This is a genomic window from Saccharopolyspora hattusasensis (assembly GCF_050972075.1).
Taxonomy (GTDB): domain Bacteria; phylum Actinomycetota; class Actinomycetes; order Mycobacteriales; family Pseudonocardiaceae; genus Saccharopolyspora; species Saccharopolyspora hattusasensis.
Genome location: NZ_JBPCDC010000001.1, coordinates 1504255 through 1528810, shown reverse-complemented (window position 1 = coordinate 1528810; position 24556 = coordinate 1504255). Strand labels below are relative to the sequence as shown.

General features: G+C 69.5%; 25 protein-coding genes. 6 read left to right on the top strand and 19 right to left on the bottom strand.

The features are described 5' to 3' along the window. Window positions 1-129 precede the first annotated feature (129 nt). Both ACRXBZ_RS06220 and ACRXBZ_RS06215 read right to left on the bottom strand, forming a co-directional pair. Entirely contained in the window at window positions 130-642 is a 513-nt protein-coding gene (locus tag ACRXBZ_RS06220) for an ATP-binding protein (protein WP_433878208.1), read from the bottom strand. 475 nt (window positions 643-1117) lie between these two features. Further along, window positions 1118-2380 (bottom strand): aminotransferase family protein, encoded by a 1263-nt coding sequence (locus ACRXBZ_RS06215; protein ID WP_168584253.1) that lies wholly within the window; start codon window positions 2378-2380, stop codon window positions 1118-1120. A 219-nt stretch (window positions 2381-2599) separates the two neighbouring features. Here ACRXBZ_RS06215 and ACRXBZ_RS06210 point away from each other — a divergent pair, with 219 nt between their 5' ends. The 3 genes from ACRXBZ_RS06210 (at window position 2600) to ssuE (ending at window position 4610) form a co-directional block, all read left to right on the top strand. Continuing rightward, entirely contained in the window at window positions 2600-3592 is a 993-nt protein-coding gene (locus tag ACRXBZ_RS06210) for an Acg family FMN-binding oxidoreductase (protein WP_433878207.1), read from the top strand. A 36-nt stretch (window positions 3593-3628) separates the two neighbouring features. Beyond that, window positions 3629-3880, top strand: coding sequence for a hypothetical protein (locus ACRXBZ_RS06205; protein WP_433878206.1), 252 nt, complete (start codon window positions 3629-3631; stop codon window positions 3878-3880). A gap of 169 nt (window positions 3881-4049) precedes the next feature. Then, a complete protein-coding gene (ssuE, locus tag ACRXBZ_RS06200) occupies window positions 4050-4610 on the top strand; it encodes an NADPH-dependent FMN reductase (protein WP_433878205.1) in 561 nt (186 codons plus the stop codon). A 180-nt stretch (window positions 4611-4790) separates the two neighbouring features. Here the strand turns inward: ssuE and ACRXBZ_RS06195 are convergent, their stop codons facing one another. After that, on the bottom strand, window positions 4791-5375 hold the full coding sequence (locus tag ACRXBZ_RS06195; RefSeq protein WP_168584250.1) for a TetR/AcrR family transcriptional regulator: 585 nt from the start codon (window positions 5373-5375) through the stop codon (window positions 4791-4793). Window positions 5376-5385: 10 nt separating this feature from the next. Further along, entirely contained in the window at window positions 5386-6840 is a 1455-nt protein-coding gene (locus ACRXBZ_RS06190; protein ID WP_168584249.1) for an MFS transporter, read from the bottom strand. A gap of 469 nt (window positions 6841-7309) precedes the next feature. On the opposite strand from ACRXBZ_RS06190, the gene ACRXBZ_RS06185 reads away from it, so the two are divergent. Beyond that, window positions 7310-8467 carry an LLM class flavin-dependent oxidoreductase gene (locus ACRXBZ_RS06185; protein ID WP_433878204.1) on the top strand — a complete coding sequence of 386 codons (1158 nt, stop codon included), beginning with the start codon at window positions 7310-7312 and terminating at the stop codon, window positions 8465-8467. 269 nt (window positions 8468-8736) lie between these two features. On the opposite strand, the gene ACRXBZ_RS06180 is transcribed toward ACRXBZ_RS06185, so the two are convergent. After that, on the bottom strand, window positions 8737-8925 hold the full coding sequence (locus tag ACRXBZ_RS06180) for a hypothetical protein (protein ID WP_433878203.1): 189 nt from the start codon (window positions 8923-8925) through the stop codon (window positions 8737-8739). A gap of 103 nt (window positions 8926-9028) precedes the next feature. Beyond that, window positions 9029-9205, bottom strand: a complete 177-nt coding sequence (locus ACRXBZ_RS06175; protein ID WP_433878202.1) for a hypothetical protein — start codon at window positions 9203-9205, stop codon at window positions 9029-9031. A 104-nt stretch (window positions 9206-9309) separates the two neighbouring features. On the opposite strand from ACRXBZ_RS06175, the gene ACRXBZ_RS06170 reads away from it, so the two are divergent. Beyond that, window positions 9310-10239 (top strand): STAS domain-containing protein, encoded by a 930-nt coding sequence (locus ACRXBZ_RS06170; RefSeq protein ID WP_433878201.1) that lies wholly within the window; start codon window positions 9310-9312, stop codon window positions 10237-10239. Between the two features lie 314 nt (window positions 10240-10553). On the opposite strand, the gene ACRXBZ_RS06165 is transcribed toward ACRXBZ_RS06170, so the two are convergent. Continuing rightward, window positions 10554-12842 carry a heavy metal translocating P-type ATPase gene (locus ACRXBZ_RS06165; protein WP_433878200.1) on the bottom strand — a complete coding sequence of 763 codons (2289 nt, stop codon included), beginning with the start codon at window positions 12840-12842 and terminating at the stop codon, window positions 10554-10556. 243 nt (window positions 12843-13085) lie between these two features. Then, window positions 13086-13295: a heavy-metal-associated domain-containing protein gene (locus tag ACRXBZ_RS06160; protein ID WP_433878199.1), complete on the bottom strand. Its 210-nt coding sequence runs from the start codon at window positions 13293-13295 to the stop codon at window positions 13086-13088. A gap of 294 nt (window positions 13296-13589) precedes the next feature. Here ACRXBZ_RS06160 and ACRXBZ_RS06155 point away from each other — a divergent pair, with 294 nt between their 5' ends. Then, the gene (locus ACRXBZ_RS06155; RefSeq protein WP_433878198.1) at window positions 13590-15158 is read left to right on the top strand and encodes a UDP-N-acetylmuramoyl-L-alanyl-D-glutamate--2,6-diaminopimelate ligase; all 1569 of its coding nucleotides are present in this window, start codon (window positions 13590-13592) and stop codon (window positions 15156-15158) included. A gap of 97 nt (window positions 15159-15255) precedes the next feature. Here the strand turns inward: ACRXBZ_RS06155 and ACRXBZ_RS06150 are convergent, their stop codons facing one another. The 11 genes from ACRXBZ_RS06150 to ACRXBZ_RS06100 form a co-directional block, all read right to left on the bottom strand. Next, complete coding sequence (locus ACRXBZ_RS06150) at window positions 15256-16005, bottom strand: class I SAM-dependent methyltransferase (protein WP_433878197.1); 750 nt, start codon at window positions 16003-16005, stop codon at window positions 15256-15258. A 267-nt stretch (window positions 16006-16272) separates the two neighbouring features. Further along, window positions 16273-17094 (bottom strand): ABC transporter permease, encoded by an 822-nt coding sequence (locus ACRXBZ_RS06145; protein WP_190823515.1) that lies wholly within the window; start codon window positions 17092-17094, stop codon window positions 16273-16275. Continuing rightward, entirely contained in the window at window positions 17054-17863 is an 810-nt protein-coding gene (locus ACRXBZ_RS06140) for an ABC transporter ATP-binding protein (RefSeq protein ID WP_433878196.1), read from the bottom strand. The genes ACRXBZ_RS06145 and ACRXBZ_RS06140 overlap by 41 nt, the downstream gene beginning before the upstream one ends. Continuing rightward, window positions 17787-18320, bottom strand: a complete 534-nt coding sequence (locus tag ACRXBZ_RS06135) for a MarR family winged helix-turn-helix transcriptional regulator (protein ID WP_168584239.1) — start codon at window positions 18318-18320, stop codon at window positions 17787-17789. Before ACRXBZ_RS06135 ends, ACRXBZ_RS06140 begins: the two co-directional genes overlap by 77 nt. A gap of 413 nt (window positions 18321-18733) precedes the next feature. Beyond that, entirely contained in the window at window positions 18734-19825 is a 1092-nt protein-coding gene (gene pqqE, locus ACRXBZ_RS06130) for a pyrroloquinoline quinone biosynthesis protein PqqE (RefSeq protein ID WP_433878195.1), read from the bottom strand. After that, entirely contained in the window at window positions 19818-20099 is a 282-nt protein-coding gene (gene pqqD, locus ACRXBZ_RS06125) for a pyrroloquinoline quinone biosynthesis peptide chaperone PqqD (protein ID WP_433878194.1), read from the bottom strand. The genes pqqE and pqqD overlap by 8 nt, the downstream gene beginning before the upstream one ends. Beyond that, window positions 20096-20806 carry a pyrroloquinoline-quinone synthase PqqC gene (pqqC, locus tag ACRXBZ_RS06120; RefSeq protein WP_433878193.1) on the bottom strand — a complete coding sequence of 237 codons (711 nt, stop codon included), beginning with the start codon at window positions 20804-20806 and terminating at the stop codon, window positions 20096-20098. The genes pqqD and pqqC overlap by 4 nt, the downstream gene beginning before the upstream one ends. Next, window positions 20803-21699, bottom strand: coding sequence for a pyrroloquinoline quinone biosynthesis protein PqqB (gene pqqB, locus ACRXBZ_RS06115; protein WP_433878192.1), 897 nt, complete (start codon window positions 21697-21699; stop codon window positions 20803-20805). The genes pqqC and pqqB overlap by 4 nt, the downstream gene beginning before the upstream one ends. Before the next feature lie 143 nt (window positions 21700-21842). Continuing rightward, window positions 21843-21986 carry a pyrroloquinoline quinone precursor peptide PqqA gene (pqqA, locus tag ACRXBZ_RS06110; RefSeq protein WP_433878191.1) on the bottom strand — a complete coding sequence of 48 codons (144 nt, stop codon included), beginning with the start codon at window positions 21984-21986 and terminating at the stop codon, window positions 21843-21845. 42 nt (window positions 21987-22028) lie between these two features. Then, a complete protein-coding gene (locus ACRXBZ_RS06105) occupies window positions 22029-23714 on the bottom strand; it encodes a PQQ-dependent dehydrogenase, methanol/ethanol family (protein ID WP_433878190.1) in 1686 nt (561 codons plus the stop codon). A gap of 13 nt (window positions 23715-23727) precedes the next feature. Next, window positions 23728-24189 carry an MSMEG_3727 family PQQ-associated protein gene (locus tag ACRXBZ_RS06100; RefSeq protein WP_433878189.1) on the bottom strand — a complete coding sequence of 154 codons (462 nt, stop codon included), beginning with the start codon at window positions 24187-24189 and terminating at the stop codon, window positions 23728-23730. Window positions 24190-24556: the final 367 nt, after the last annotated feature.

Genomic DNA, 24556 nt, shown 5'->3' with positions numbered 1-24556 from the left:
TTGCCCGCAGATACCACCGGTGAAACCAACACCAGCGGATCACGGTTTCAATTGAAACTGTGCATGGGAGAGGCGCCGCGGGATCACGGTTTGTATTGAAACCGTGATCCCATGCCGGCGCCCGGGGTGTCAGGTGGGGTCGGGGTTGCTCAGACCGGAGAGCAGGCGCTTGATCACCTCGGGATCGATCTCGGCCGTTTCGTCGACGGGGTGTTCGGCCTGGCCCGCCCGCCTGTTGCGGGAGCGGCGGGGCAGCGGCACCGCGTTCGCCGAGACACCACCCGGCAGCGGCACCTCGCACCACACGAGCACGCCGCCACCACGCAAGGCGGCCGCACCGCAGTGGCCGTTGGCGAAACCGGGCGCCATGGCCGGTGGGGCCTTTGCCTGCTCGTCCTCGACCTCGGCCACGAGGCTCTCTCCGCTGAGGCGCAGCCGGACGGTGATGAAGCCGGGGGAGTCGGGGGCGGCGCTGTCGACCGCCGCGGTCACGAGCGCGGTGGTGAGCTGGGACGTCTCGTCGATCAGTTCCCGCAGGGACCACTCGGCGAGGGTGAACTGGACGAACATCTCCGTGCAGTTCACGGCGCTGGGCAGCGCAATGAGCCGCAGGTCGTCGACTTGTGTGGTCTGGGTGTTCACCTGGTTGTCGTCCTCCGTCCGCTGTGCGCCATCACCCGCGAGCCTTATTTTGCCAACTCAAGTGGGTGGCTTGTCTACAGGGGGCGGTGACTTCTCGAATCGCCGCTCGTGGCTCGGTTTCCGGGTGTCGTGTCGATTTCTCCGGCGTGCGCACCGAGTCGGCGACCGGTCGGCCCCGCCCGGTGCGGTGCACCTCAGGTGACTCGGTGCATGTCGCCATCCCTCGACTGTCTGTTGTGGACGATCGTCGGCGAATCTTGTTCCGGTGCAGTATGTTTCGGTGTTGGGTGTGGAACGTGTCGAGCGCCGTGCGGGCCGCTGCCAGTGGTCTGGCCAGAAACGTACGGCACGAATCGCGTTTGGTACAGACCGGTACGTATCGGTTGCGCAACAGGGATGCTCCAGCCCGATGCCGTGAACGGTTCGGAGAGGGTCGGATGTCCGCGGATGATCTGTCCGCGGCCACCCGATCGAGTTACGCGAGGGAGTCCAGGCCCTCCCACATCGCCTTGCCGATCAGCTCGATCTCAGACTCGCTGATGATCAGTGGCGGCGAGACCGCCAGCGCCTTGCCCAGCGGGCGCACGATCACGCCGAAGTCGCGGATCGCGAGCTGCGCGCGGGTCAGCGCGCCGGGGTCGGCGGCCAGCAGGTCGGGGGCCAGTTCAACCGCGCCGAGCAGGCCCACGCCGCCGCGCACCTCGCCCACGGCGGGGTGGTCGGCGAGCTGCCGCAGCGCGTCGTGCAGCGGGCGCTCCAGCTCGTCGGCCCGCGGCAGCAGCTTCTCGCGCTCCAGGATGTCGATGTTGGCCAGCGCGGCGGCGGCCACCGTGGGGTGTCCGGAGTAGGTCGCGCCGTGCCGGAACGGGCGGCCCGGGTGGTTCCAGAACGGCTCGGCGACCCGCTCGGCGATCACCACGCCGCCCAGCGGCAGGTATCCGCTGGTCACACCCTTGGCGAAGGTGATCATGTCGGGCTGCAGGCCCCACCGCTCCACGCCGAACCAGCTGCCGACCCGGCCGAACCCGCAGATCACCGAGTCGGCGACGAACAGGATCTCGTGTTCGGCGCAGATCTTGGCGACCGCCTCCAGGTAGCCCGGCGCCGGCGGGTACAGCCCGCCGGCGCCCATCACCGGTTCGGCGAAGAACGCCGCCACCCGGTCGGCACCGAGCCGGTCGATGGCCTCCCGCAGGCTCTCGGCGTCGTCGTGGGCGACCCGGCTGGCCTCCGGCACGAGCTGGCCGAACCCGGCCTGGTTGGCCTCGATCCCGCCAATGCTGGTGCCCATGCCGTTGGTGCCGTGGTAGGCGTTGCCGCGGCTGAGGATGTGGGTGCGCTGCGGCTGCCCGCGCTGCGCCCAGTACTGCCGGGCCAGCTTGGCGGCGGTGTCGATCGACTCGCCGCCACCGGTGGTGAGGAAGATCTTCGCGCCTTCCATCGGCGCGAGCTGGGAGAGCCGGTCGGCCAGCGCCTCGGCCGGTGGATTGGTGAAGTCGTTGAATACGAAGTAGGACTCGAGCTCGCGCATCTGGGCGGCGGCGGCCTCGACGATCTCGGTGCGGCCGTGGCCGACGTTGGCGTACCACAGGCTCGCGGTGCCGTCGAGGTAGCGGCGTCCCTCCTGGTCGTAGATCCAGACCCCGTCGGCCTTGCTGACGCAGAACTGGTTGTTCTTGACCTGGGACATGTCCGCGAACGGGTGCCACAACGCGGTGTTGCGCGGTGCTGTCGACATGCGTTCCTCCTTCGTGTCGCGCCCTCAGCTTCGTCGGCCCACCCGCCGGTACGCCAGTGCCAAAACGCCGAAATTCGCCGGACCGGTTGGCCAGATCGCCACGAGCCGGGCAGAGCCCGTCGCTGCGGTGCTGGTCACAGACGGGACTTTGGCCTCTGCTCGCGGGATGCCACCGACGGCACGGTCATGGTGCTTGCCCGTCGTGGAGGTGATCAACGCATGAACTGGTACCCGATGCTCCGTCGGCAGCCGCACGAAGCCGCCGACGAGCGCCCATGGACACCGGAGGAGGTGGCAGCGCTGGCCGAAGCGGTGCGCCGGACGCCTTCCGTGCACAATACGCAGCCCTGGTCGCTGCGGGTGCAGGGACGGGCGGCCAGGTTGCGGATGCGTTCGATGCCGGAGCTGGTCCAGCACGATCCGGACGGTCACAACCGGCGGATGTCGTGCGGCGCGGCGGTCGCCAACCTGGCGATCGCGATGCGCGCGCTCGGCTGGGCGACCGACATACGCTGGTACACCGACGAGTACGGGGACGGCGAGGGGACCGTCGTCGGCACCCATCGGGAGCCGCCGAGCGCGATCGACCGGCAACGCCGACGGGCCATCGACCGTCGGAGCAGCTTCCGGCGCCCCTTCGCCGACCGGCGGATCCCGCACCTGGCGCGCACCACCGTGGTTGCCGCGTCGACCACGCAGGCGACCTGGGTGCACGGGCCGATGGAGGAGCAGGCGCTGGCGCGGCTGCTCGCCTACGCCGCGCGGGCCCACCACGACGACAAGAACTACCAGCGCGAGCTGGGTGCCTGGATCGCACCGTCCTCGGACGAGGGGCTGCCCGAGGACGCGCTGTCCGAGCGCGGGCTGCCCGCGATCGGGTTGGCGACCGGTGCTACCCGGCTGCCGGACCAGGCACAGATCGCGCAGTGGGTGGCGAAGGAGTCGGTGCTGGTCTTCAGCACGATCACCGACGACCCGCGGGATCACCTGCTGGCGGGCGAGGCTGCCGAGCGGGCCTGGCTGGAGGCGACGCGGCTGGGTCTGGTCGCGTCGGTGATGACCCAGCCGCTGCGGCTGTCCGAGGTCCGCTCTGCGCTGAGCGACGAGCTCGACCTCGGCGGGGTGCCGCAGCTGCTGATGCGGATCGGCTACCCCGCTGCGATCCCGGTGCCGCGGGCGAGCCGCCGACCGCTTCCGGACGTCTTCGGCTGACCGTCCACTCGCAAGCACGTCGCGCGCAGCAAGGTGTTGCCGGACAACGACGAACCGCGCCTCGGGAAGCGGCTGGACCTGGTGATGGCCGCCTTGACGCACTGCCGGGAGCGCACCGCTCGCGGAGTACCGGGCGCTGCTCGCGCGGCGGGGCCGCGTGTCGAGGGCCACATCGCGACCGGCTCGGCCTCCAGCATGGTGGTCGCCGTGCTCGGCTTATGGTGCGTCCGGTTGGTGGGAAGCGCGGACCGCCCGATTGACATGCCGCTGGTGCTCTGTTGCGATTGATTCGTGATGTTCCCGGTGTTCACGAAGCGGCGGCACGTGGATTTCCGCCGCGTGTCGGCCCAAGCGTGTCGTCCCTAGCGCTCCGCCAGCCCGGTTTCCGCCGCAGCGCGGAGAGCCGGATCAACAACAGTCCGCAGTGGACTGGAAGTCTCGGACCCAGGGAGCACATGTGTCCAGCGTTCTCGTAATCTCCGGCAGCCCGTCGCGCACTTCGAAGACCGAACGGATCGGCGAGCACGTCGCCCAGCGACTCGCGGCCTCCGGACGCACCGCCGACCACCTGCGCGTCCGCACCTTGCCCGCGGATGCGCTGCTCGGCGCCGACACCCGCGCCCCGGCGATCGCCGACGCCATCGGCAAGGTCATCGAGGCCGATGGCATCGTGCTGGCCACCCCCACGTACAAGGCGGCGTATTCCGGACTGCTCAAGGCCTTCCTGGACCTGCTGCCGCAGTTCGGCTTCGCCGGCAAGGCGGTGCTGCCGCTGGCCACCGGTGGCACCATCGCCCACGTCCTGGCCATCGATTACGCGCTGCGCCCGGTCGTGCACTCGCTGGGTGCCCGCCACACGGTGCAGAGCTTCTTCCTGCTGGACAAGCACATTTCGGTGGTGGACGACCAGCTCAGCGTCCACCCGGACAGCGCGGATCCGTTGGCGGACGTGATCGAGCAGTTCAGCAAGGCCCTCGACGGCGTCCCGCATTCCACGGTGCTAGGCCGCACGGCTTAGTCCAACGAGCCGAAGGGCTGCACGATCCGCTCGTAGGTAAGCGTTGATCTCGGGGTGTCGCCCGGGGTTTTGGCTGGGTGTCGCCCGTGAGTGGTTTTGGGGGCTATCACGCCTGAAACCGCTCACGGCACCTGGCCTGGGGAAACGTTGGGCTGGGGCGGTGTGACCAGGCGCCCGGTGCTACAGGGGGCCGTCGATCCAGTTTTGGAGCAACGGGGCAGTTATTGCTATCAGGTTTTCCTTCGGTTCCGCGCTGATCGCTTTGGTGCGCAGAACCAGGCGGGTCGCTCCCAGGCCCATCAGGTGGCTGCAGACCAGTTCCGCCCGGAGGCGGGCCTTCGGGCCCGTAAGGCGCTTCGTCAGGCGGGTGACCAGTTGGCGTTCGAAGTTCGCTCGGAACTGGGCTCCCGCCGGTCGCGACGACGTGAACACCGCACGCATCAGCGGGTCTCCCTGGGTTCGGTCGTGGTAGTCCAGCAGCGTTCGGACCAGGTGTTCGCCGAGGTTGGGCAGTTCGCAGTCCAGCAGGCGCTCCGCGTCCTGCTCGAAGCCCGATGCCTCGGCGAACAGGCTTTCCTTGCTGCCGAAGTACTTCATCACCAGGGCCGCGCTGACCTCCGCATCCGCCGCGATGTCGCGCAGCGTCACGTCGGCGTACCCGCACGACGAGAAACGGCGGCGCGCCGCCTTGAGGATGGCTTCGCGGGTGGCGCACGCGTCGCGCCGGTCCTCGCCGACCGTTGTGGCCGGAGCCGTGCTGGGCATGTCGTTCAGGTTAGCGCGACGTCCCGAGCGTGGTCGCCACCTTGGCGGTAACAGGCGCGTACCGGCGGGTCCTCGGGGTCGCCGCGGCGATCAGCGCGGCCAGCAGCGCCGCCGTGCCCGCCACCAGGAACACCCATGAATAGGCGAACACCGACGGGTAGTTCACGCCGGCGATCTGCACCACCGATCCGGTCGTCAGCGCGACCACGATGGCGCTGCAGCTGGACGTGCCGATGGACCGGGCCAGGCTGTTCAGGCTGTTCGCGGCGGCGGTTTCGGTCTGCGGCACCGCCTGCATGATCAGCGTCGGCAGGGCGCCGTAGGACAGCGCGCCGCCGATCGCGCCCACGGTCAGGTTGAACACCACCAGCGGCAGCGGGGAGTGCAGGAACGATCCCGCCAGGTTACCCAGCATCAGCACCGTGCCGCCCAGGATCAGCGTGGTCCGAGGCCCGCGCCGCCGCGAGATCCGCGCCGAGACGGGAGAGAACGCGCCCATGGCGGCGCCGATGGGCAGCAGCACCAGGCCCGTCACCACCAGCGACATGCCGAAGCCGTAGCCGGTGTCCTCCGGGGCCTGCATGATCTGCGAGCCCACCAGGAACCCGGCGAACATCGCGATGCCGACCAGCACCGAGGCGATGTTGGTCAGCAGCACCGCCGGCCGCGCCGACACTCTGAGGTCCACCAGCGGCGCGCTGACGCGCAGCTCGTAGAGCCCCCACACCAGGAACAACGCCGTCGCCCCGACGAGCAGGCCGAGGATGACCCCGCTGGTCCAGCCCCATTCGTTGCCCTTGGAGATCGCCAGCAGCAGGCAGGTCAGTGCCGCCGACAGCCCCACCGCGCCGATGAAGTCGAACCGGCCGCCGGTGCGCAGGGGCGATTCCGGCACCACCCGCAGGATCAGCACGATCTCGAGGAGCGCGAACACCGCCGCACCGACGAAAAGCCAGTGCCAGTTCAGGTTCTCCGCCACCACCCCGGTCACCGGCAGGCCGACCGCGCCGCCGATGCCCAGGGTCGCGCTCATCAGGGCCACGCCTGAACCGACCCGGTCCTCGGGTAACTCGTCGCGCATGATGCTGATGCCCAGCGGCACCACGCCGACCGCCGCGCCCTGCAGCACCCGGCCGACCAGCACGGCGGCGAAGTCGTCGCTGACGGCGCCGATCGCGCTGCCCACCGCCATCGTGGCCAGCGATATCAGCAGCATCCGGCGCTTGCCGTACATGTCGCCGAGCCGCCCGAGGACGGGTGCGCACACCGCGCCGGCCACCAGCGGCGCGGTGACCAGCCAGCCCGCGTTGGACCGGGACGTGTCGAGGAGCCTGGGGAATTCCGGGAGCAGAGGTATGACCAGGGTCTGCATCAACGACACCGCGATCCCGCACGAGGCGAGCACCCCGATGACCAGCCTCGAACGTCGTGACGCGGCGGCGGGAACGGGCGTGGCGCAGCTCATCGGGCTCCTCTCGAGTTGGTGTGAACTTGCGTTCACCAAGAAGTAAACACGCGTTCACCTCGTGTCGCAAGTTGCTGCTGGTGTCGATTCAGTGTGTTTTGGGAAGATTCGTCCACAGTCTCGTCCATTGTGGATAGACCTGAGTGGGGATTGCGGGAACCGCGGTGAGGTGCGGTCTGGTATGTGGCCGTCCTGGTGTGCATCATGCGGCTGTCCGGCGCAACGTCGCCCCCCGGCGATGGGAAGGAGAGTGCATGCGCACCGCGTTGACCGAGGTGCTCGGTGACGGCGGCCGCGGACAGCGGGAAACCGGGATGCCGCCGAATGGATCACCGACCGGTTGGTACGAGAACGACGTCGCGCCTAATGATCCAATAGACGCAAGCTATTCCGGAGGTGTCCGGTCGGGTGATTGCAGACCGGCGGCGACTTTAGTGAACTGGGAGGCCCATGGCCCCAGGAGGTAGTCGTGAGCAAGCTGCGTTTCGGCGTTTTCCTGGCTCCCTTCCACACCGCAGGCCAGAACCCGACCCTGGCACTGCACCGAGACCTCGAACTCGTCCGGCACCTCGACGCGCTCGGCTACGACGAGGCGTGGATCGGCGAACACCACTCGGCGGGCAGCGAACTCATCGCCTCGCCGGAGATCTTCATCGCCGCGGCGGCCGAACGCACCCGCCACATCAAGCTCGGCACCGGCGTGATCTCGCTGGCGTACCACAACCCGCTGTGGGTGGCCGACCGGATGGTGCTGCTCGACCACCTCACCCGCGGCCGGGTCATGCTCGGCGTCGGGCCGGGCTCGCTACCTACGGATTCGGCGATGATCGGGCTGAACCCGACCGAGACCCGCGAACTGCTCGACGCAAACATCGACATCGTGCTGCGCCTGCTGCGGGGCGAGTCGGTCACGGCGCAGACCCGCACGCACAACCTGGTCGACGCGCGCCTGCAGTTGCGCCCCTACTCGGATCCACTGTTCGACGTCGCGGTCGCCGCGGTGGCGTCCCCGACCGGTCCGCGGCTGGCCGGTCGCCACGGCGTCGGGTTGCTGTCGATCGGCGCGACCCTCACGGCCGAGGGCTTCGACGCGCTGGGCTACCACTGGAGGATCATGACCGAGCGCGCCGAGGCCTTCGATACCAGCGTGGATCGCAGCGCGTGGCGGCTGGTCGGCCCGATGCACGTCGCGGAGACGCGGGAGCAGGCGTACCGGGACGTCGAGCACGGGATCGTCGACTGGTTCGAGTACTTCCAGAAGATCGCGGCGTTTCCGCAGATGCACGTAGCAGGTGGCAACCTCGAGGAGATGATCGCGTTCATCGCCGATTCGGGCGTCGGCGTGATCGGCACCCCGGAGGATGCGGCAGAGCAGGTGCAGCGGCTCGTCGACCAGTCCGGCGGCTTCGGCGCGATGCTGATGATGGCGCACGACTGGGCCGACCCGGCGGCGACGAAGCGCTCCTACGAGCTGATCGCCCAGTACGTGATGCCGGCCTTCCAGGGCCAGCGACAGTCCACTTTGGATGCCAAGGCGAGGGCCAGTGCCACCCGCGAAGGCCATGCCCAGGCCCAGCACGACGCGGTCGCCCACATGACGAAGAAGTACGAATCCGAGCGCTCGTGACCAAGGCAGGGTGGCGATTTCGCGCGAAATCGCCACTTCCTCCTCACACGACCCGGCGATTTCGCGCGAAATCGCCGCCCCAAGCCACCCGATCTGCCACCGGCCACGAGGTCGTCGACGTGCAGCGGGGCACGCTCGGGCTCTGGAGACCGAGCGCGGTTCGCCCAGAGCTCTGTTCTGGAGCAGGCGGTGAAGCTGGGCGAGGAGGTGGGCGAGGAGGTGGGCGAGCTGTTCTAAGCGATCCGGAAGCAAGCCGACCTTCCGGTCGATCACCGGTCTACAACATCTGCACGCTGGCCGCCCACCGCCGACGCGGCTACGGCGGTGCCATCACCCTCGCCGCGCTCCACGCGGCGCGCAGCCGTGACCACCGCGTCGCGGTCCTGCAGGCATCCGCGGACGGCGAACCCGTCTACCGCCGCTTGGGATTCCGCTCCTGCGGGCGGTTCACCGAACACGCCATCGCCCCCTGAAGCCTCGGCGTGTCTCCAATACCTCCGGGGAACTCCGGCAGCGGTCTAAAGAGGATAGTCGCGGGCCCGGTAGCCGGCGGAGCCGGATTCACGACAGGTCGACGGTCACGTCGTGCTCCGCCAAGGCCGCTACCACGTCCTCCGGATGCGGGGTGAGCTCGGGTAAGGTCACGCCGACCGGCGCCGCGCCACCATCCTCGGCGAGCACGCGCCGCAGCCCGAGCAGGCCGCGGCAACGGGTGCCGTCGCGCGACTTGTCGGCCAAACGGCTTGCGAAGACCGTCGACCGTGTTGCCAGAGCGCTCCTGTCACGCCGGTTCTGTTGGCATACTCGAGAAGACTGCTCAGGGAGGCGCTGTGGAACTCGGGATGACCAACGTCAGGCTGTCCGAGGGGATCACCCTGGTCGAGGTGGCCGGTGAGCTCGACGTCTACACCGCGCCCAGCCTGCGGGAGCGGTTCGTCGATGCGCTGGGCGGCGACGAGGTCCGGCTGGTCGTGGACCTGAACGGGCTGGACTTCCTGGACAGCACCGGGCTCGGCGTGCTGGTCGGCGGGTTGAAGCGGGCGCGCGCTCGCGGCGGTGAATTGATCGTGGTGTGCAGTACCGAGCGGTTGCTCAAGATTTTCCGGATCACGGGACTGACCCGGGTCTTCCGGATCGTGCCCGACGTGGCCTCGGCCCGGGCCCTGCTCGTGGACCGCGAGGCGTTGGCCGCGCAGCCGGACCCGGATGCCGAAACCATCGGCTGGCACTGGGTTCCCGGTCGGATCTACCTCAGCGACGAGCGGGATCACCAGGCCGTGGCGGACGCGGCGGAACGAGTGGTCGAGGCATTCGGCCTGGAGTTCGCCCACGCCTTCCCGCCGGTGGTCGGGTCGTGGTTCGGCGAGTTCCTGATCCGGTTGAAGAATTCGGGGCAGCTGCCGACGAAGGAGGAGCAGTTCGTCAAGCTCAGCCGGGCCCTGGACCTGCGCCTGCTGGACCGCCAGCAGGCCGAGGTCGATGCCGCGCAGGGAGCCGCGGTGGCGGGGCTGATCCAGTCGCTGTCGAACACCCCGCGCGCCATCGTGCAGATCGGATCGGTGCTCCTGGTCAAGGTGGACGAGGTGGTCGTGGTGCGCAACCTGACCCAGTTGGAACTGGCGCACTGGGAGCGCAACCCGGCACTGTTCCGCGACCCCGCCGCCGCGCTGCAGGAACTCCAGCAAGCGACGTCCAACGGAGCCGGGCTCGAGCCGGCGGCGGACGCAGGCGAACACGAGACGGCTTCGAGCTCGGGAAGGTCCGCCGACTAGGGTTTTGCCGCAGCCATGGGCGATGTGGCTGTTCGCGCACCCGGCCGGGCCGCTGCGTTCACGTCATTTCCGCGGTTTGCGTTGGCAAGCGGCCAGGGTGGTTGACGTGAGTTCCACGGCCGATTCGCCGAACTTCCCCCGCTTCCGGATTCCAGCCCTGATCGCGGGGATGAGCTGGTGGCAGCAGCGGTGCAGCGCGGCTTCCAGGCTCGCGTGCACCGGTCCTCGCTGGTGCGTCCGTTGTAGACGGACGAGTGTTCGCATCGGTAGTCCTTTCGGCTGCGGATAGACGTCGCGAGACCGGGCACAGGGGATCAGTCTCGACGTGCCGCAGCCGGAACCGGCTCGCTCGCTTCGGTTCCGGGCATCGGTTCGGTCGTGCTGGTGCTGCGGAAGCGGCGCAGCCGTAGGCTGTTGCCGACCACGAACACCGAGCTGAACGCCATCGCGGCGCCGGCGATCATCGGGTTGAGCAGCCCAGCCGCCGCAAGCGGCAGGGCCGCCACGTTGTAGGCGAAGGCCCAGAACAGGTTGCCCTTGATGGTGCCGAGCGTCCGGCGGGACAGCCGGATCGCGTCCACCGCCGCGAGCAGGTCGCCGCGGACCAGGGTCAGGTCGCCAGCCTCGATGGCCACGTCGGTGCCGGTGCCCATGGCCAGGCCGAGGTCGGCCTGGGCCAGGGCGGCGGCGTCGTTGACGCCATCACCGACCATCGCCACCACGCGACCTTCGGACTGCAGCCGCTTGACGGCGTCGACCTTGTCCTGCGGCAGGACCTCGGCGATGACCTCGTCGATGCCGGTCTCGGCCGCCACCGCGCGCGCCACCGTATCGTTGTCGCCGGTGAGCAGGACCGGCTTCAAGCCGAGCTTGCGCAGTCCGGCGATGGCCGCTGCGGATGTCGGCTTGACGGTGTCGGCGACCGCCAACACGGCGCGGGCGGCACCGTCCCATGCCACCGCGACGGCGGTCCGGCCCTGCTTCTCGGCCTTGGTCTGCGCCGCGACCAGGTCGGCGGGAAGCGGCGGGCTCCACTGCGCGAGCAGCGCCGGGCGTCCGACGAGCACGGCGCGGCCGTCGATGACGGCCTGCACGCCGAGTCCTTCGACGTTGCTGAACTCCTCGACGGCCGGAAGCTCGCCCACTCGCTCGGCTGCCCCTCGCGCGATCGCCCTGGCGATCGGGTGTTCCGACGCGTGTTCAGCCGCACCTGCCAGGCGCAGCACCGCTTCCTCGTCGATCCCATCCGCGGCGTGCACGGCGACCAGCGACATCTGTCCACTGGTGACGGTGCCGGTCTTGTCCAGCACCACGGTGTCGATGCGCCGGGTCGACTCCAGCACCTCCGGACCCTTGATCAGGATGCCCAGCTGCGCGCCGCGCCCGGTGCCGACCAGCAGGGCGGTCGGCGTGGCCAGGCCCAGCGCGCACGGGCAGGCGATGATCAGCACCGCGACGGCGGCGGTGAACGCGGCGGCGGCACCGGCACCGGTGGCGAGCCAGGAGATCAGCGTCCCGAGCGCCAGCAGGATCACGATGGGGACGAACACCGCGGAGATCCGATCGGCCAGCCGCTGCACGGCGGCCTTGCCGTTCTGGGCGTCCTCGACGAGCTTGGCCATCTGGGCCAGCTGGGTGTCCGCGCCGATCCGCGTGGCGCGGACGACCAGCCGGCCGCCCGCGTTGACGGTGGCGCCGACCACGGCGTCACCTGCGGCGACCTCGACCGGCACGGATTCGCCGGTGAGCATGCTCGCGTCGACGGCGGAGCTGCCCTCCTCGATGATCCCGTCGGTCGCGATCTTCTCCCCGGGGCGGACCACGAACCGATCACCGACGGCGAGCCGATCGGTGGGGATGCGGACCTCGACGCCGTCGCGGAGCACCGCGACGTCCTTGGCGCCGAGCTCCAGCAGCGCGCGCAGCGCGGCACCCGCCCGGCGCTTGGAGCGCACCTCGAAATAGCGCCCGGCGAGGATGAACGTCGTGACCCCGGCCGCGACTTCGAGGTAGATGTTCCCGTCGCCGCCCATGCGCTGGATGGTGAGCTCGAACCCGTGCGTCATGCCGGGGGTGCCGGCGGTGCCGAACAGCAGCGCGTAGAGCGACCACGCGTAGGCCGCCAGCGTGCCCAAGGAGATCAGGGTGTCCATGGTGGCCGCGCCGTGGCGCAGGTTCGTCCAGGCGGCGCGGTGGAACGGCCACGCGCCCCACGCCACGACCGGCGTGGCGATGACGAGCGAGATCCACTGCCAGTTGGTGAACTGCAGCGCCGGGATCATCGCCAACGCGATCACTGGAGCCGACAGCACGGCCGAGTGGAGCAGCCGGTTCCGCAAGGACTTCGTCGGGTCTTCGGCTTCGGCCGCCGGTTCGAGGGGCAGTTCGGCCGTGTAGCCGGCCGCCTCGACCTGTTCGACCAGCTGCTGCAGATCGAGCGTTTCCGGGAAGGCGACCTTGGCCTTCTCGGTGGCGTAGTTGACCGTGGCCGTGACGCCTTCGAGCTTGCCGAGCCGCCGCTCGACGCGCCTGGCGCACGACGCGCACGTCATGCCGCCGATGGCCAGTTCGATCTCTGCGGTGGGGCTCGTCCCAGTGCTCATCGGGGTTCTCCTGCGTGGCCGTTGTCGGCGGGCCCCGCGGCCCGTCCGCCGGCTGCTGCGCGTCGACTGCGATTTCCGCGGCGCGGACCTGGTGCGTCTCCATGGCGCCGGATGGCACCTCGAGGTCGAAGGCGATGCTAGGCCCGGCGTGTGCGCCCATCGTTGGTGGGGAGACGCCGAGGTTCGGTCTCCGCTGGGTGTGGAGGCGGCGAACACGGCGGTCCTCGGGTTGCGTGGCGCTCGTTATCTGGCGGCCAGTTCGTAGCCGGCTTCCTCGACGGCCGCGCGCACGTCGGCGTCGTTCACCGGCTCGGAGCTGCGCACGGTCACGGCACCGGTGGGCAGGCTCACCGACACGTCCGAGACCGTGTTGATCTTGCTGACCTCCTCGGTCACCGACCGCGCGCAGTGGTCGCAGGTCATGCCGGTCACGGTGTAGCTGGCCTCGATCACGTCGACATTCCTTCCGCTGACTCGTCGTCGGTCCGGCGGCCGACACCTCATTTATACCCTAGGGGGGTAATGTAGTCAAAGTGGCGCGGAACCTCAGCTGCCACTCCCGTTTCTCCAGTGCCCACAACCGATCAGCCGGGAACCGCGCTGCCATCCGGGCGACTCGCGGACCGGCGGCAGCGGGTCGACACTGCTTACCTGACGCGAGTCAGCGCGGCCGAAGCGGCGCTTCGGGTGACGGATGGTGCCACGTCTCGGGGCGACGGTGGACGTCCGGGAAGTTGACGGTGCGACATGGAATGCGGTTGTCAGCACGCAGGAATCAGCCTGTCGAAGGCCACGCGGGACCTCCCCGGGGCCGAGCTGCGCGGGGACGCCGACGTCCTGGACGTCACCGACGACAGCAGGTGTGTGCGCCAGGGCGCGCTGTTCTGCGCCGTGCCCGGAACGCAGCGGGACGGGCACGCATTCGTGGACGATGCGGTGGCGGCGGGGGCCAGCGCGCTGCTGGTGAAACGGTTCGTCGACGCGCCGGTGCCCCAAGTGCGGGTGCCCGCCGTGCGGCCGGCGGTGGGACCGGTGGCCGCCGCGGTGCACGGGTATCCCGCAGATGCGCTGGCCGTCGCCGCCGTGACCGGAACGGACGGCAAGACCACCACGGTGCACCTGATCGAGGCCGCGCTCGCCGCCGCCGGCTACCGCACCGGCCTGGTTTCCACGGTCGAGGCCAGGATGCCCGGGGCGCGCAGCCCGGCGGCATTGACCACGCCCGGCGCCGCGGAGCTCCAGCGGACGTTGTGCCGCATGCGTGCGGAAGGAGTCCAGGCAGCGGCGATGGAGGTGTCCTCGCACGCCGTTGACCAGCACCGCACCGACGCCGTGACGGCCGACGTCGCCGTGTTCACCAATCTCAGCCCGGAGCACCTCGATTACCACGGCACCGTCGAGCAGTACTACGCGACCAAAGCGGCACTGTTCACCCCGGACTGCTGCCGCCGGGCAGTGATCAACATCGACGATTCGTGGGGGAAGCGGCTGGCTGCCCACGCGACGGTGCCGACCGTGACCGTGGGGCGGGCCGGGCAGGCGGACGTGCGTGTCGCCTCGACCTCTGATGAGCTGCGGGTCGTCGTCCAGGACGGCGTTGACCGGGTGGAGCTGGCCACGCCCGCCGTGGGCCAGGCCGCGAACCTGGCCGCCGCCTACGCGGCCGCCCGGCTGATGGGGGTGTCCCGGCGGGACGCAGTGGTCGGGCTGGGCGCGGCCCCGCCGCCCGGCCGCTACCAGCGGGTGGACGCCGGCCAGCCGTTCCAGGTGGTGGTCGACTTCGCGCACACGCCGCGCGCCCTGACCCAGCTGATCGCCATCGCGCGCCGGGCGAGCCGGGGCCGGGTGCACCTGGTGGTGGGCAGCGCGGGAAACCGGGACCGGTTCAACCGCCCCGACATGGGACGCGTCGCGCTGACCGCCGACAGCGCGATCTTCACCGCCGATGATCCCCACGACGAGGTGCCCGAGGAGATCATCGCCCAGATGCTCACCGGGACGATCGGCCGTGCCGGGGCGGTGATCGTGGTGGAGCGCGACCGGTGGAAGGCGATCACGGCTGCGGTCGAGCGCGCCGAGCCCGGTGACGTGGTGCTCATCGCCGGGCGAGGCCACGAGCGGTACCAAACCGTCGAGGGGATCCAGCACCCCTTCAGTGACGTCGCCGTGGCCGAAGCTGCGCTGGCCGACAAGGGCTGGTCACGCCGCCCCGCAGCATCCCGGCCGGACTCGGCCGCGCCAAGCGGCGTGCCGCGAATGAGATCTGCGCACCCTGGCTGGCCGCGCTCAGGGGAGTCCCGGGGCGAATGTCGCTGAGCGGCAGGTCGGCATCCTCGCTTTCCGGGTCTTGCGGATCTAGTTGTCCACAATGGACGATCGCTTTTCTCGCTGCTGGAACGGAAAGTGATTGGTGTCATGGAAGTCGTGCCGGTCGCGTTCCCAGGATGAAGAAGTCCGCGCTCACGGGGTGGGCGTATTCGGGTAGGAGCTGGTCGTGGCGAGTGCCGCTCTGGAATCCGCCTGCGGCGAGCAGCGCCCGCGTGCGATCCAGGGTCAGGCCCGCCCAGTGTGGCGTCGCGTTGCCGATCTGCGCGTAGTCGTGCAGGAGTTGCCAGAGGAACTGGTGGTCGCCGCCCGGCCGCAGCGATGCGGCGAGCCGGCGGCCGTCGTGCCGCCAGGTGTGCCAGAGCCCGTCCGCGACCAGCAGGCCGCCGCCGGGGGTGATGACCTCGCGCCAGGCCCGCAGCGCGGCGACCGGGTCGGGCAGCGTCCACAGGACGTATCGCGCGGTCACGAGGTCGAACCCGGTGCCCAGCCTCGCGACGTCGTGAGCGCCGCAGGCAATGGTCCGCACCTCGACGCCCCGGCGGTCGGCTTCGGCGCGGGCGTAGCCGAGCATCGCGCCGGACGGGTCGATCGCGGTCACGTGGTGTCCGAGTTCGGCCAGCAGCGTCGAGAGGAACCCGGTCCCGGTGCCGACGTCGAGGACCTTCAGTGGCTCGTCGCGCCGCGCGAACAGCTCGCCGAGGATCTTCTCGTAGGCCGCGCGCCACGCATCGCGTTTGTCCTGCGCGTAGTCCCGGTAGAAGCGGTCGTACCCCGCCGCCCGTCGATTCCAGTTGGCTCGGACCGCATCGAGTGCTGCTCGACGGTTGTTGCTCACCGGGACCTTCCCTTCTCATGTCGTCGCTACCGCCAGAGAGTCTAGTTGCAACTAATTTGCAACAGTCGTCGGCCGGGTTGGTGCTCGTCGTCGCGGCGCAACCTCCCACGGGAATTCGGGCAGCCCAAGGTTGGTGGTCTATTTCGGATGGTCGTGGCCGGCACCTGGACGTCGTTGGGTGCCGATTTCGCGCGAAATCGCCATCCCGCAGGCGTCGGCTGCGCCGATTTCGCGCGAAATCGGCGGAAGTCTTGTCCCCGGGGGCGTTCACCGGGCCAGGCGGCCGAGGAGCGCCGAGGCGATGCTGATCATGGTGCCGGCGGCGACGACCAGGACGGCGAAGTCCAGCGCCAGGTGGGCGGGCGTGCCGATCAGGAGGCCGCGCAGCGCGTCCACCTCGTAGCCGAGCGGGTTCGCATAGTTGGCCACCTTCAGCCATTCCGGCATCAGATCGACCGGGTACAGCGCATTGGAGGCGAAGAACAGCGGCATCGTGATCGCCTGCCCGATCCCCATCAGCCGATCCCTGGACAGCACCAGTCCCGCGATGGTGATGGACAGGCAGCAGAAGAACGCCGAGCCGAGGACCACCACCACGGCCATCGCGAGCAGGTTCACCGGGTTGGCGGTCAGGCCGACGCCGAGCAGCGCGGCCAGCACCAGCACCACCAGCGCCTGCACCAGCGCGCGCACCCCGGCGGCGAACGCCTTGCCGGTGACCAGGGCGACCCGCGGCGTGGGCGTGACCAGCAGCTTCGCCAGCACGCCGGCATCCCGTTCCCAGATGATCTGGATGCCGTAGAAGATCGCGATGAACAGCGCCGACTGCGCGAGGATCCCCGGCGCCAGGTAGTCCAGGTACGGGATGTTCCCGGTGGGGATCGCCCGCAGCCTGGTGAACACCTCGCCGAAGATCAGCAGCCACAGCGCGGGCTGGATGGCCCTGGTGAGCAGCTCGGTCCGGTCGTGCCGCAACTTCTGCAGCTCTACCAGGCACATCGCCGCCACCCGCGCCAACAGCAGGCCCGGCAGGCTGCGCCGCACCGGTTCAACCGAGGCGGCTGGAAGTACGTCGAGCCGCGCGGACATCTCGCATCCCTTCCCCCGTTCCGGCGCCGAAGGCGTCGGTGCTGATCGTCCGGAAGACGTCGTCGAGCGTGGCGTCCGGCCCCACGGCGGCCTTGAGCTCCGCCGGAGTGCCGCGCGCGCGAATCCGCCCGCGGTGCATGAGGGCGATCCGCTCGCAGTGCTGGTCCGCCTCGTCCATGTAGTGCGTCGTCACCAGCACGGTCATGCCGGTCTCGGCGCGGATCTCGCGGATCCGGTCCCACACGCTCTCCCGCCCGATGGGGTCGAGGCCGATCGTCGGCTCGTCCAGCACCAGCAGCTTCGGCCCGCTGACGAGCGCCTGGGCGAGTTCCAGGCGGCGCACCATGCCGCCCGAGTAGGTGTTGGCCAGTCGCTCGGCGGCATCGGCGAGCCCGACCGCGCCCAGCGCGGCACGCACCACCGATCGCCGTTGCGCTCGGGGGACGTCGAAGAGCCGGGCGAACAGCGCGACGTTCTCCCGTCCGGTCAGCGACCCGTCGGCCGAAAGCTGCTGCGGCACATAGCCGATCAGCCGTCGCGCCGCCAGCTTGTGGCGCGCCACGTCGACGCCGAAGACCTCGACCGTTCCCGCCCTGGTGGGCAGGAGCGTGGTGATCGCCCGGATCGTGGTGGTCTTGCCCGCGCCGTTGGGTCCCAGCAACCCGAACACCTCGCCGGGCCGCACGTCCAGATCAACCCCGTCGACCGCGATCTGGTCGCCGAACGCGTGCCGCAGATCCCTGCATCGCACGGCCATCCGCTCGGTCATCGGCGCCACCTCCTTCCAGGGCCTCGACCAGCGCGTGCAAACCGCGCAGTGCACCGGCAACGGCCTTCTGGTCTGCTGTGGACAGTTCGGCGAGCGCATCGCCGACGAGGCCGGTTCTCGCCTGCCGCCAGGCCGCGAGCCGGTGCGCGGCGGTGTCGGTCAGGTGCAGCCGGATCGCGCGGCGGTCGTCGGGATCGGTGTCGCGGCGCAGCAGGCCGACGCGGGCAAGCTGGTTGACCAACGTGCTGACGGAGTTCGCCGCCATCCGCAGTTGCAGGGCGGCGGCGGTCACGCTGATGCCCTGCTGCTGTTCGACGACCCGCAGCAGTTCGACCTGGGCACCCCGCAGGTCCGGCGTCGGCAGCTCGGCGCGAAGACTACGGCGCACTGTCCGCCGCAGCGCCGCGATCACGGTCATCAGCTCGTCGGCGACGACCCGCGCGTCCACATCGCCCACACGACAACGTTACCTCGCATCGAGAGGTATTCGCGCAAATGCGCGTTATCGCGTTGCGGATAGGCCAGGATGAAACAGGCGCAACTCAAGTTGCAGGCCCGGTGGGGCCAGCGGTGTTCGGCGTGGTGATGGACGCGCCGTTGGCCTTGAGGGTCGCTTCGAGATCGTCGAGGTTCGCGACGACCACGGTGGCGGAGGCGTGCGCGTACTTCGCGCACTCCTCGGCGGGGCCCGCGATAACCAGGAAGTCGATGATGGCCGTCAGTTCGATGCTCTCGCCGCGTCAGGGCCCGTGAGTGTTTTTGGGTGCTATGGCACCCAAAAACACTCACGGGCCGTCAGCCTCCGGCGAGTACCTGGTTGTCTGGTTCTGCCTGGCCAACCGGTGTGGGGCGAACGGCCTGTTCACCTCTCTACCGGGTGTCTCGCGGGTGCGGGCGTGGTGTCAGGGCCTCCGCGAGGGGCCTCGTCTCCTCGTTGGCGGCGCGCACCGCGTCGGCCACGATCTTGTGGTCCGGCGAGAGGATGCAGACCGGGTCAGTGCGGGCCGCGTCCCCGGTGAGCAGGAACGCTTGGCAGCGGCAGCCGCCGAAGTCGATCTCGCGGCGCGGGCAGCTCCGGCACGGCTCGGGCATCCAGTCGGTGCCGCGGAAGCGCTGGAACACCGGCGATTCCGCCCAGATCCAGGCAAGCGACTTCTCGCGCACGCTCGCGCGCGGCAGCGGCAGGGTGTGCGCGGCGGGGCAGGGGAGGACGTCGCCGTTGGGCGTCACGGTGAGTTGTCGCCGTCCCCAACCGTCCATGCAGGGCTTGGGGTACTGGGAGTAGTAGTCGGGCAGGATGTAGATGATCGTCGTCTTCCCCTCCAGGCGCTTGTTCGCGGCGCGCACGACGGCCGCCGCCCGATCGATCTGTTTCCTGCTGGGCAGGAGCGCGGAGCGGTTGTGCAAGGCCCAGCCGTAGTACTGGGTGTTCGCCAACTCGATGCGGTCGGCGTGCAGTCGCTCGGCCAGGGCGATGATGTCGGAGATGCGGTCGATATTCATCCGGTGCAGGACGATGTTCAACGTCAGCGGCCAGCCCAGCTCCTTCACCAGCCGTGCCGCCGCGACCTTGCGCTCGAAGGAGGGCGTGCCCGCGATGCTGTCGGACACGGTCGCCTCGTGGGCCTGGATGCTGATCTGCACGTGGTCGAGACCGGCCGCCCGCAGCTGTTCCGCGCGGCGCGGTGAGAGGCCGATCGCGCTCGTGATGAGGTTCGTGTACAGGCCCAACTCGTTGGCGCTGCGTGCGATCTCCACCACGTCCCGGCGCTGCAGCGGCTCGCCGCCCGACATGTGGAGCTGCACGACACCCAGCTCGCGGGCCTCGGTCAGCACTTGCTGCCACTGCGCCGTGGTCAGTTCTTCCCCGTAGTCGGCCAGGTTGAGCGGGTTGGAGCAGTACGGGCAGTGCAGCGGGCATGCATACGTGAGCTCGGCCAGCAAACCGAAGGGGCTAGTCATCGTCGACCTCCACGTACCGCTTGGCGGCGAGGCGGCTGAGGAAGCCCAGCACCTCGTCGCATGCCAGGTGGTCGGACTGGCCACGCAGCTCGGCCACGATCTCGGCGACCGTCCGCTGCCCGTCGCACAGGCCCAGTACGGCCGCGCCGGTCGGGTTCAGGACCGACACGGACTCCGGTGCCAACAGCATGTGCCGCTTGCGCACCTGGTCGAAGACCAGGCGCACGTACGACGCCATCCTGGGGCGGCTCGCCGATTCCAGTGCCGTGCTCATAGCGCTCCCGCATCGCCGGAGTCGGGAAAAGCTTGGTCGATGGCATCGAGGATGCTCCAGAGCACTTCGCACTTGAATGACAGCGCCGCCACGGCGCGCGCCTGCTCGTCGGCCGAGCGGCAGTGCTCGGTCACCACCTGCAGGGCGTGTTCGGCGTCGCGGGGCGCTTGGGCCAGGCGAGACCGGAAGTAGCCGAGGCCGTCGCGGTCGATCCAGGGGTAGCGGCGTTCGAACGCGGCGAGCCGGTCGGCCATCAGGTCCGGCGCGAAGAGCTCGGTCAGCGAGGACGCCACCGCCTCGACCCACGGCCGCGTGCGGGCGAAGTTCACGTACGCGTCGACGGCGAACCGCACCCCGGGGACGAGATGGCGCTCGTCGAGCACCTCCTGCCGGGCCAGCCCCACCGCCTCGGCCAGGCGCAGCCAGGCGCCGATGCCGCCTTCGTCGCCAGCCGTGCCGTCGTGGTCGAGGACTCGCAGGACCCACCGCCGGCGCACTCCGCGATCCGGGCAGTTGGCGAGGATGGCGGCATCCTTGCGGGGGATGTTCGCCTGGTAGTAGAAGCGGTTGGCCACCCATCCCCGGATCTGCCGACGGCTCAGCCGCCCCTCGTTCATCTTGACGTGGAACGGGTGCTGGTCGTGGTAGCGCCGCGACTGGGCACGCAGCTGCGCGGTGAAGCTGCCGGTGTCGGTAAGCGTCGTCACGCCACTCGCACCTCCAATCCGTCCGCGGCCACTTCCATGCCGCGCTGCTCGAGGGCACGCCGCTCGGGTGCGTCGTCCAGCAGGATCGGGTTGGTGTTGTTGATGTGGATGTAGATCTTGCGCTCGATGGGCAGCGGTGACAGCTGTTCGAGGCTGCCCCCACGGTCCCCGATCGGCAGGTGTCCCATGTCGCGCGCCGTCTTCCGGGCCAGGCCGAGCCGGATCAGCTCGTCGTCGTGCCAGCAGGTCCCGTCGACGAGCAGGCAGCCGCAGTCATCCAGCTCCGCGAGCACTTCGGCGGTGAGCTCCTGCACCCCCGGCAGGTACACCACCGCCCGGCCGCTGGACTCGTCGGTCAGCCGGTAGCCCACGACCCGTCCCTGCTCGCGGCCTGCCCCGAAGCGGGGCGGTTTGCTGGTGGGGACGTCGAAGGCCCGGTAGGAAAGCCCGCCATCCAGGCGCACGTCGGCGCCCGGAACGACCGGTCGCCAGGTGACCTGGCAGTAGGCTTCAAGCGTTCGCAGCACTGCTGTCCCATCGCACAACGTCTCCTGCACCGCGGGCGTGGCGTGCAGCTCGATGGCTTTCGCCTCCCGCAACAGCAACATGCCGAGCGTGTGATCGATCTCGGCATCGGTGAGCAGCACCGCGCGCAGCGGTGTCGCCCGCCCGCCGCCCGGCTGCAGGGCGGCGAAAGCCTCGATCTGGGTTCGGACGTCGGGAGATGCGTTGAACAGGAACCACTTCCGGTAGTCGCCGCTCACCGCGATCGCCGACTGGGTGCGCGGCCGGCAGGGCCGGGAACCGTCGCGGACGGCGCGGCAGTTCGGGCAGGCGCAGTTCCACTGCGGAAAGCCCCCGCCCGCTGCCGATCCGAGCACCCGCACCCACATTCCGCTCCTCCGCCCGTGCATTCGGCACCAGGGCCGAGCGGGGTCGTGAGTCTTTTGGGTTGCTATCACAGCCCAAAGGACTCACGACCCGGGCGCCGGACTCGACCCCGGCGCCCGTGCCTCAGCCGCTGGTACTCCGGCCGCTAGTCCTCCCATCGCGCGACGTACATGTACATCGTCACTTCGGATGTGCACTGGAGCTCCTCGAACTCCGGTGGCTCCCAGTCGACTTCGGCGAACTCGGGGGACTCCCATTCAAGAGTTGTCCGAGTTGCAACGGATTCCATGACTGCACCTCCTTCCTGCGGATGCCCGACCCGAATCCGGGACTATTCCTGCGGAAGCGCGAAGGCGAAGAGGGCGTCCCCGTGGGGAGCCCCGAGCATCCCGGGGAGGAATCCTTCGACCCATGCGCCCCACCCGACCGGCACGGCCAGGTACTGCCTGCCGTCGATGCTGTAGGTCGTGGGGCTGCTGTGGTGGCCGCAGCCCGTCTGGAACTGCCACAGCCGCTCGCCGGTGCGCGCGTCGAACGCGTTGAACTCCCCGGTAGGTTCGCCTGCGAACACCAGGTCCCCGCCGGTGGCCAGCACCGAACCGCACATCGGCACGTCGTTGCGCCAGCGCCACACCTCGTTGCCGTTGGACGGATCGAAGGCCGACACCGACCCCGCCATGTCGTCGGAGTCCACGGTGACGCTCGCACCCCAGTAGGGGATGCTCTCCTTGAACTCCCGGCGGCGACGCGTGACCGACGCGCCGACGTCCTGGACCGGGACATAGCACAGCTGCGTCCGCGGGCTGTACGCCGCGTGTGTCCATTCCTTCCCGCCGGCGGGCCCCGGCCAGAAGTGGACCTCTTCCCCTTCCTTCTCGGGATAGATCTTGGGCGTCACCTTGCCGTTCGGGTCGATCTCGCCCCACGTGATGCGGTCGACGAAGGGCGACACCCGGACCAGTTCGCCGTTCGTACGGTCGAGGACGAAGAAGTACCCGTTCTTGTCGAAGTGCGCCAGCAGCTTGCGCCCGTCCAGCTCGAAGAGGATGTGCTCCATCGTGCTGTCGTAGTCCCACAGGTCGTGCGGGTTGTACTGGTAGTGCCAGCGGATCTCGCCGTTGTCCGGGTCCACGGCGACGACGCTGTCGGTGTACAGGTTGTCGCCCTCGCGGATGCCCCCGTCGAAGTCGGGTGCCGGGTTGCCGGTTCCCCAGTACATGAGGTTCAGCTCCGGGTCGAAGGTGCCCGTGACCCAGCAGTTGCCGCCGCCCCGCGTCCAGGCCGGACCGTCCGGCCAGGTTTCGGAGCCGCGCTCGCCGGGCTTCGGCACGGTGTAGCACCGCCAGACGTGCCGCCCGGTGTCCAGCTCGAAGGCGTCGATGTGGCCGCGCACGCCGAATTCCCCGCCGGAGCTCCCGACGACGACCATGTCCTTGACGACCAGCGGCGCGACCGTGGCACTCTCGCCGGCCCGCACGTCGCCGTACGTCACGTCCCAGACGAGCTCGCCGTTGGTGGCGTCGAGCGCGATCACGTGGGCGTTGAGCGTGACGACGAAGACCTTCCCCTTCGCCACCGCGACCCCGCGGTTCACGTTGCCGCAGCACAGCGACGTGTCGTAGGGGATGGCGTGCTTGTACCGCCACAGCTCCTGCCCGGTCCGGCCGTCGATGGCCCACACGAAGCCGTCCCACCCGGAGACGAACATGATGCCGTCCACGACGATCGGGGCGGCCTCGAACGAGTAGGTCGATGGGCCCGCGTGGAGACCGGCCGACCCGGACTGGAACACCCATGCGGGAGCGAGGCGCTTGACGTTCTCAGTGTTGATCTGGTCCAGCGGGCTGTACCGCTGCCCGTCGTATGTGCCGTAGTAGGTGAGCCAGTTCTGCGGTTCCGAGCGGGCCTGCAGAATGCGCTCGTACGTGACGTTCTGGACCACCGGCGGCGCAATGCCAGCCAGGCCGCTCAGCGATGCCTGGCCGACGGCCCGCCCTGCATCCACGTATTCCGTCATCACCCGCTCCTTCCTATGGTCGTGGCTGGTCCGGGCGGTCGAGGCGGGCCTGCTGCGGGGCGTCGCCAAGCACGACGATCGCCCCGATCAGGCCGCGGCCCTCGTCGTTGCCGATGGGCGAGCTGTACCAGTAGTAGCCCGGGCCGTCGAGCTTCAGCCCGGCGGTTCCCCGGGAGTGGATCGGCAGCCAGATGAACTGGCTGTCACCGTTGCTCGGAAAGAGCGCGCAGTGCGTGTTCTGGTCGTCGTTGAAGATCTCGAGTTCCAGGTCGCCCCCGTGCGGCAGGACGAGGATCTCGGGATCCCAGACCAGCTCGTCCGGCGGAATCCGGATATGGGCGTGCATCCGGCCGTCCGCACCCTCCTCGGCGTAACCGAGGTTGCCGTGGGCTATCAACCGGCCGAGCGTCGCCTTGTTCTGCTTGTCCAATCCGAGCTCGCTCACGAGCGCCGACAGATCTTCCGCGGTTGCCATCGGCCTCATCTCCTAATCCCGAATGCTCCACCGTGCGGTGCGCCCGCCGGTGGACGACGGGTTCGTGCTTGATTCCCAAGCGATTGGTTCCGGGTGGCGGTCGATTGGGACTACCGCCCAGAAAACGGTTTGTGGGGAACGAGAATCATCCCGCTCCCGGTCGCCGCGCCGTTCCCCGATCCGGCTTCTGGCGTTGAGCGCGCCGAAGAGCTTCAGCGCAGAACCGGTTTCCGGCCGACCACCGGCTGACTGCTCGCGATCGGATCAGCCGAGAACTCCCCAACGGCAACCGCGGAGCGAGCGGGCCGGGTATCGCAGGGAGGCCGCCGAAACCGGTTGCGCCCGGCGCAACCCGCATGGCCAGCCT

Coding starts and splice junctions, on each gene's coding strand:
- ACRXBZ_RS06210 (WP_433878207.1), top strand. CDS start 2,600: ATGAACTGGTACCCGATGCTCCGTCGGCAGCCGCACGAAGCCGCCGAC.
- ACRXBZ_RS06105 (WP_433878190.1), bottom strand. CDS start 23,714: ATGACGGAATACGTGGATGCAGGGCGGGCCGTCGGCCAGGCATCGCTG.
- ACRXBZ_RS06155 (WP_433878198.1), top strand. CDS start 13,590: ATGGAATGCGGTTGTCAGCACGCAGGAATCAGCCTGTCGAAGGCCACG.
- ACRXBZ_RS06145 (WP_190823515.1), bottom strand. CDS start 17,094: ATGTCCGCGCGGCTCGACGTACTTCCAGCCGCCTCGGTTGAACCGGTG.
- ACRXBZ_RS06195 (WP_168584250.1), bottom strand. CDS start 5,375: ATGCCCAGCACGGCTCCGGCCACAACGGTCGGCGAGGACCGGCGCGAC.
- ACRXBZ_RS06190 (WP_168584249.1), bottom strand. CDS start 6,840: ATGAGCTGCGCCACGCCCGTTCCCGCCGCCGCGTCACGACGTTCGAGG.
- ACRXBZ_RS06165 (WP_433878200.1), bottom strand. CDS start 12,842: ATGAGCACTGGGACGAGCCCCACCGCAGAGATCGAACTGGCCATCGGC.
- ACRXBZ_RS06100 (WP_433878189.1), bottom strand. CDS start 24,189: ATGGCAACCGCGGAAGATCTGTCGGCGCTCGTGAGCGAGCTCGGATTG.
- ACRXBZ_RS06170 (WP_433878201.1), top strand. CDS start 9,310: ATGACCAACGTCAGGCTGTCCGAGGGGATCACCCTGGTCGAGGTGGCC.
- pqqD (WP_433878194.1), bottom strand. CDS start 20,099: ATGAGCACGGCACTGGAATCGGCGAGCCGCCCCAGGATGGCGTCGTAC.
- pqqB (WP_433878192.1), bottom strand. CDS start 21,699: ATGTGGGTGCGGGTGCTCGGATCGGCAGCGGGCGGGGGCTTTCCGCAG.
- ACRXBZ_RS06215 (WP_168584253.1), bottom strand. CDS start 2,380: ATGTCGACAGCACCGCGCAACACCGCGTTGTGGCACCCGTTCGCGGAC.
- pqqA (WP_433878191.1), bottom strand. CDS start 21,986: ATGGAATCCGTTGCAACTCGGACAACTCTTGAATGGGAGTCCCCCGAG.
- ACRXBZ_RS06140 (WP_433878196.1), bottom strand. CDS start 17,863: ATGACCGAGCGGATGGCCGTGCGATGCAGGGATCTGCGGCACGCGTTC.
- pqqE (WP_433878195.1), bottom strand. CDS start 19,825: ATGACTAGCCCCTTCGGTTTGCTGGCCGAGCTCACGTATGCATGCCCG.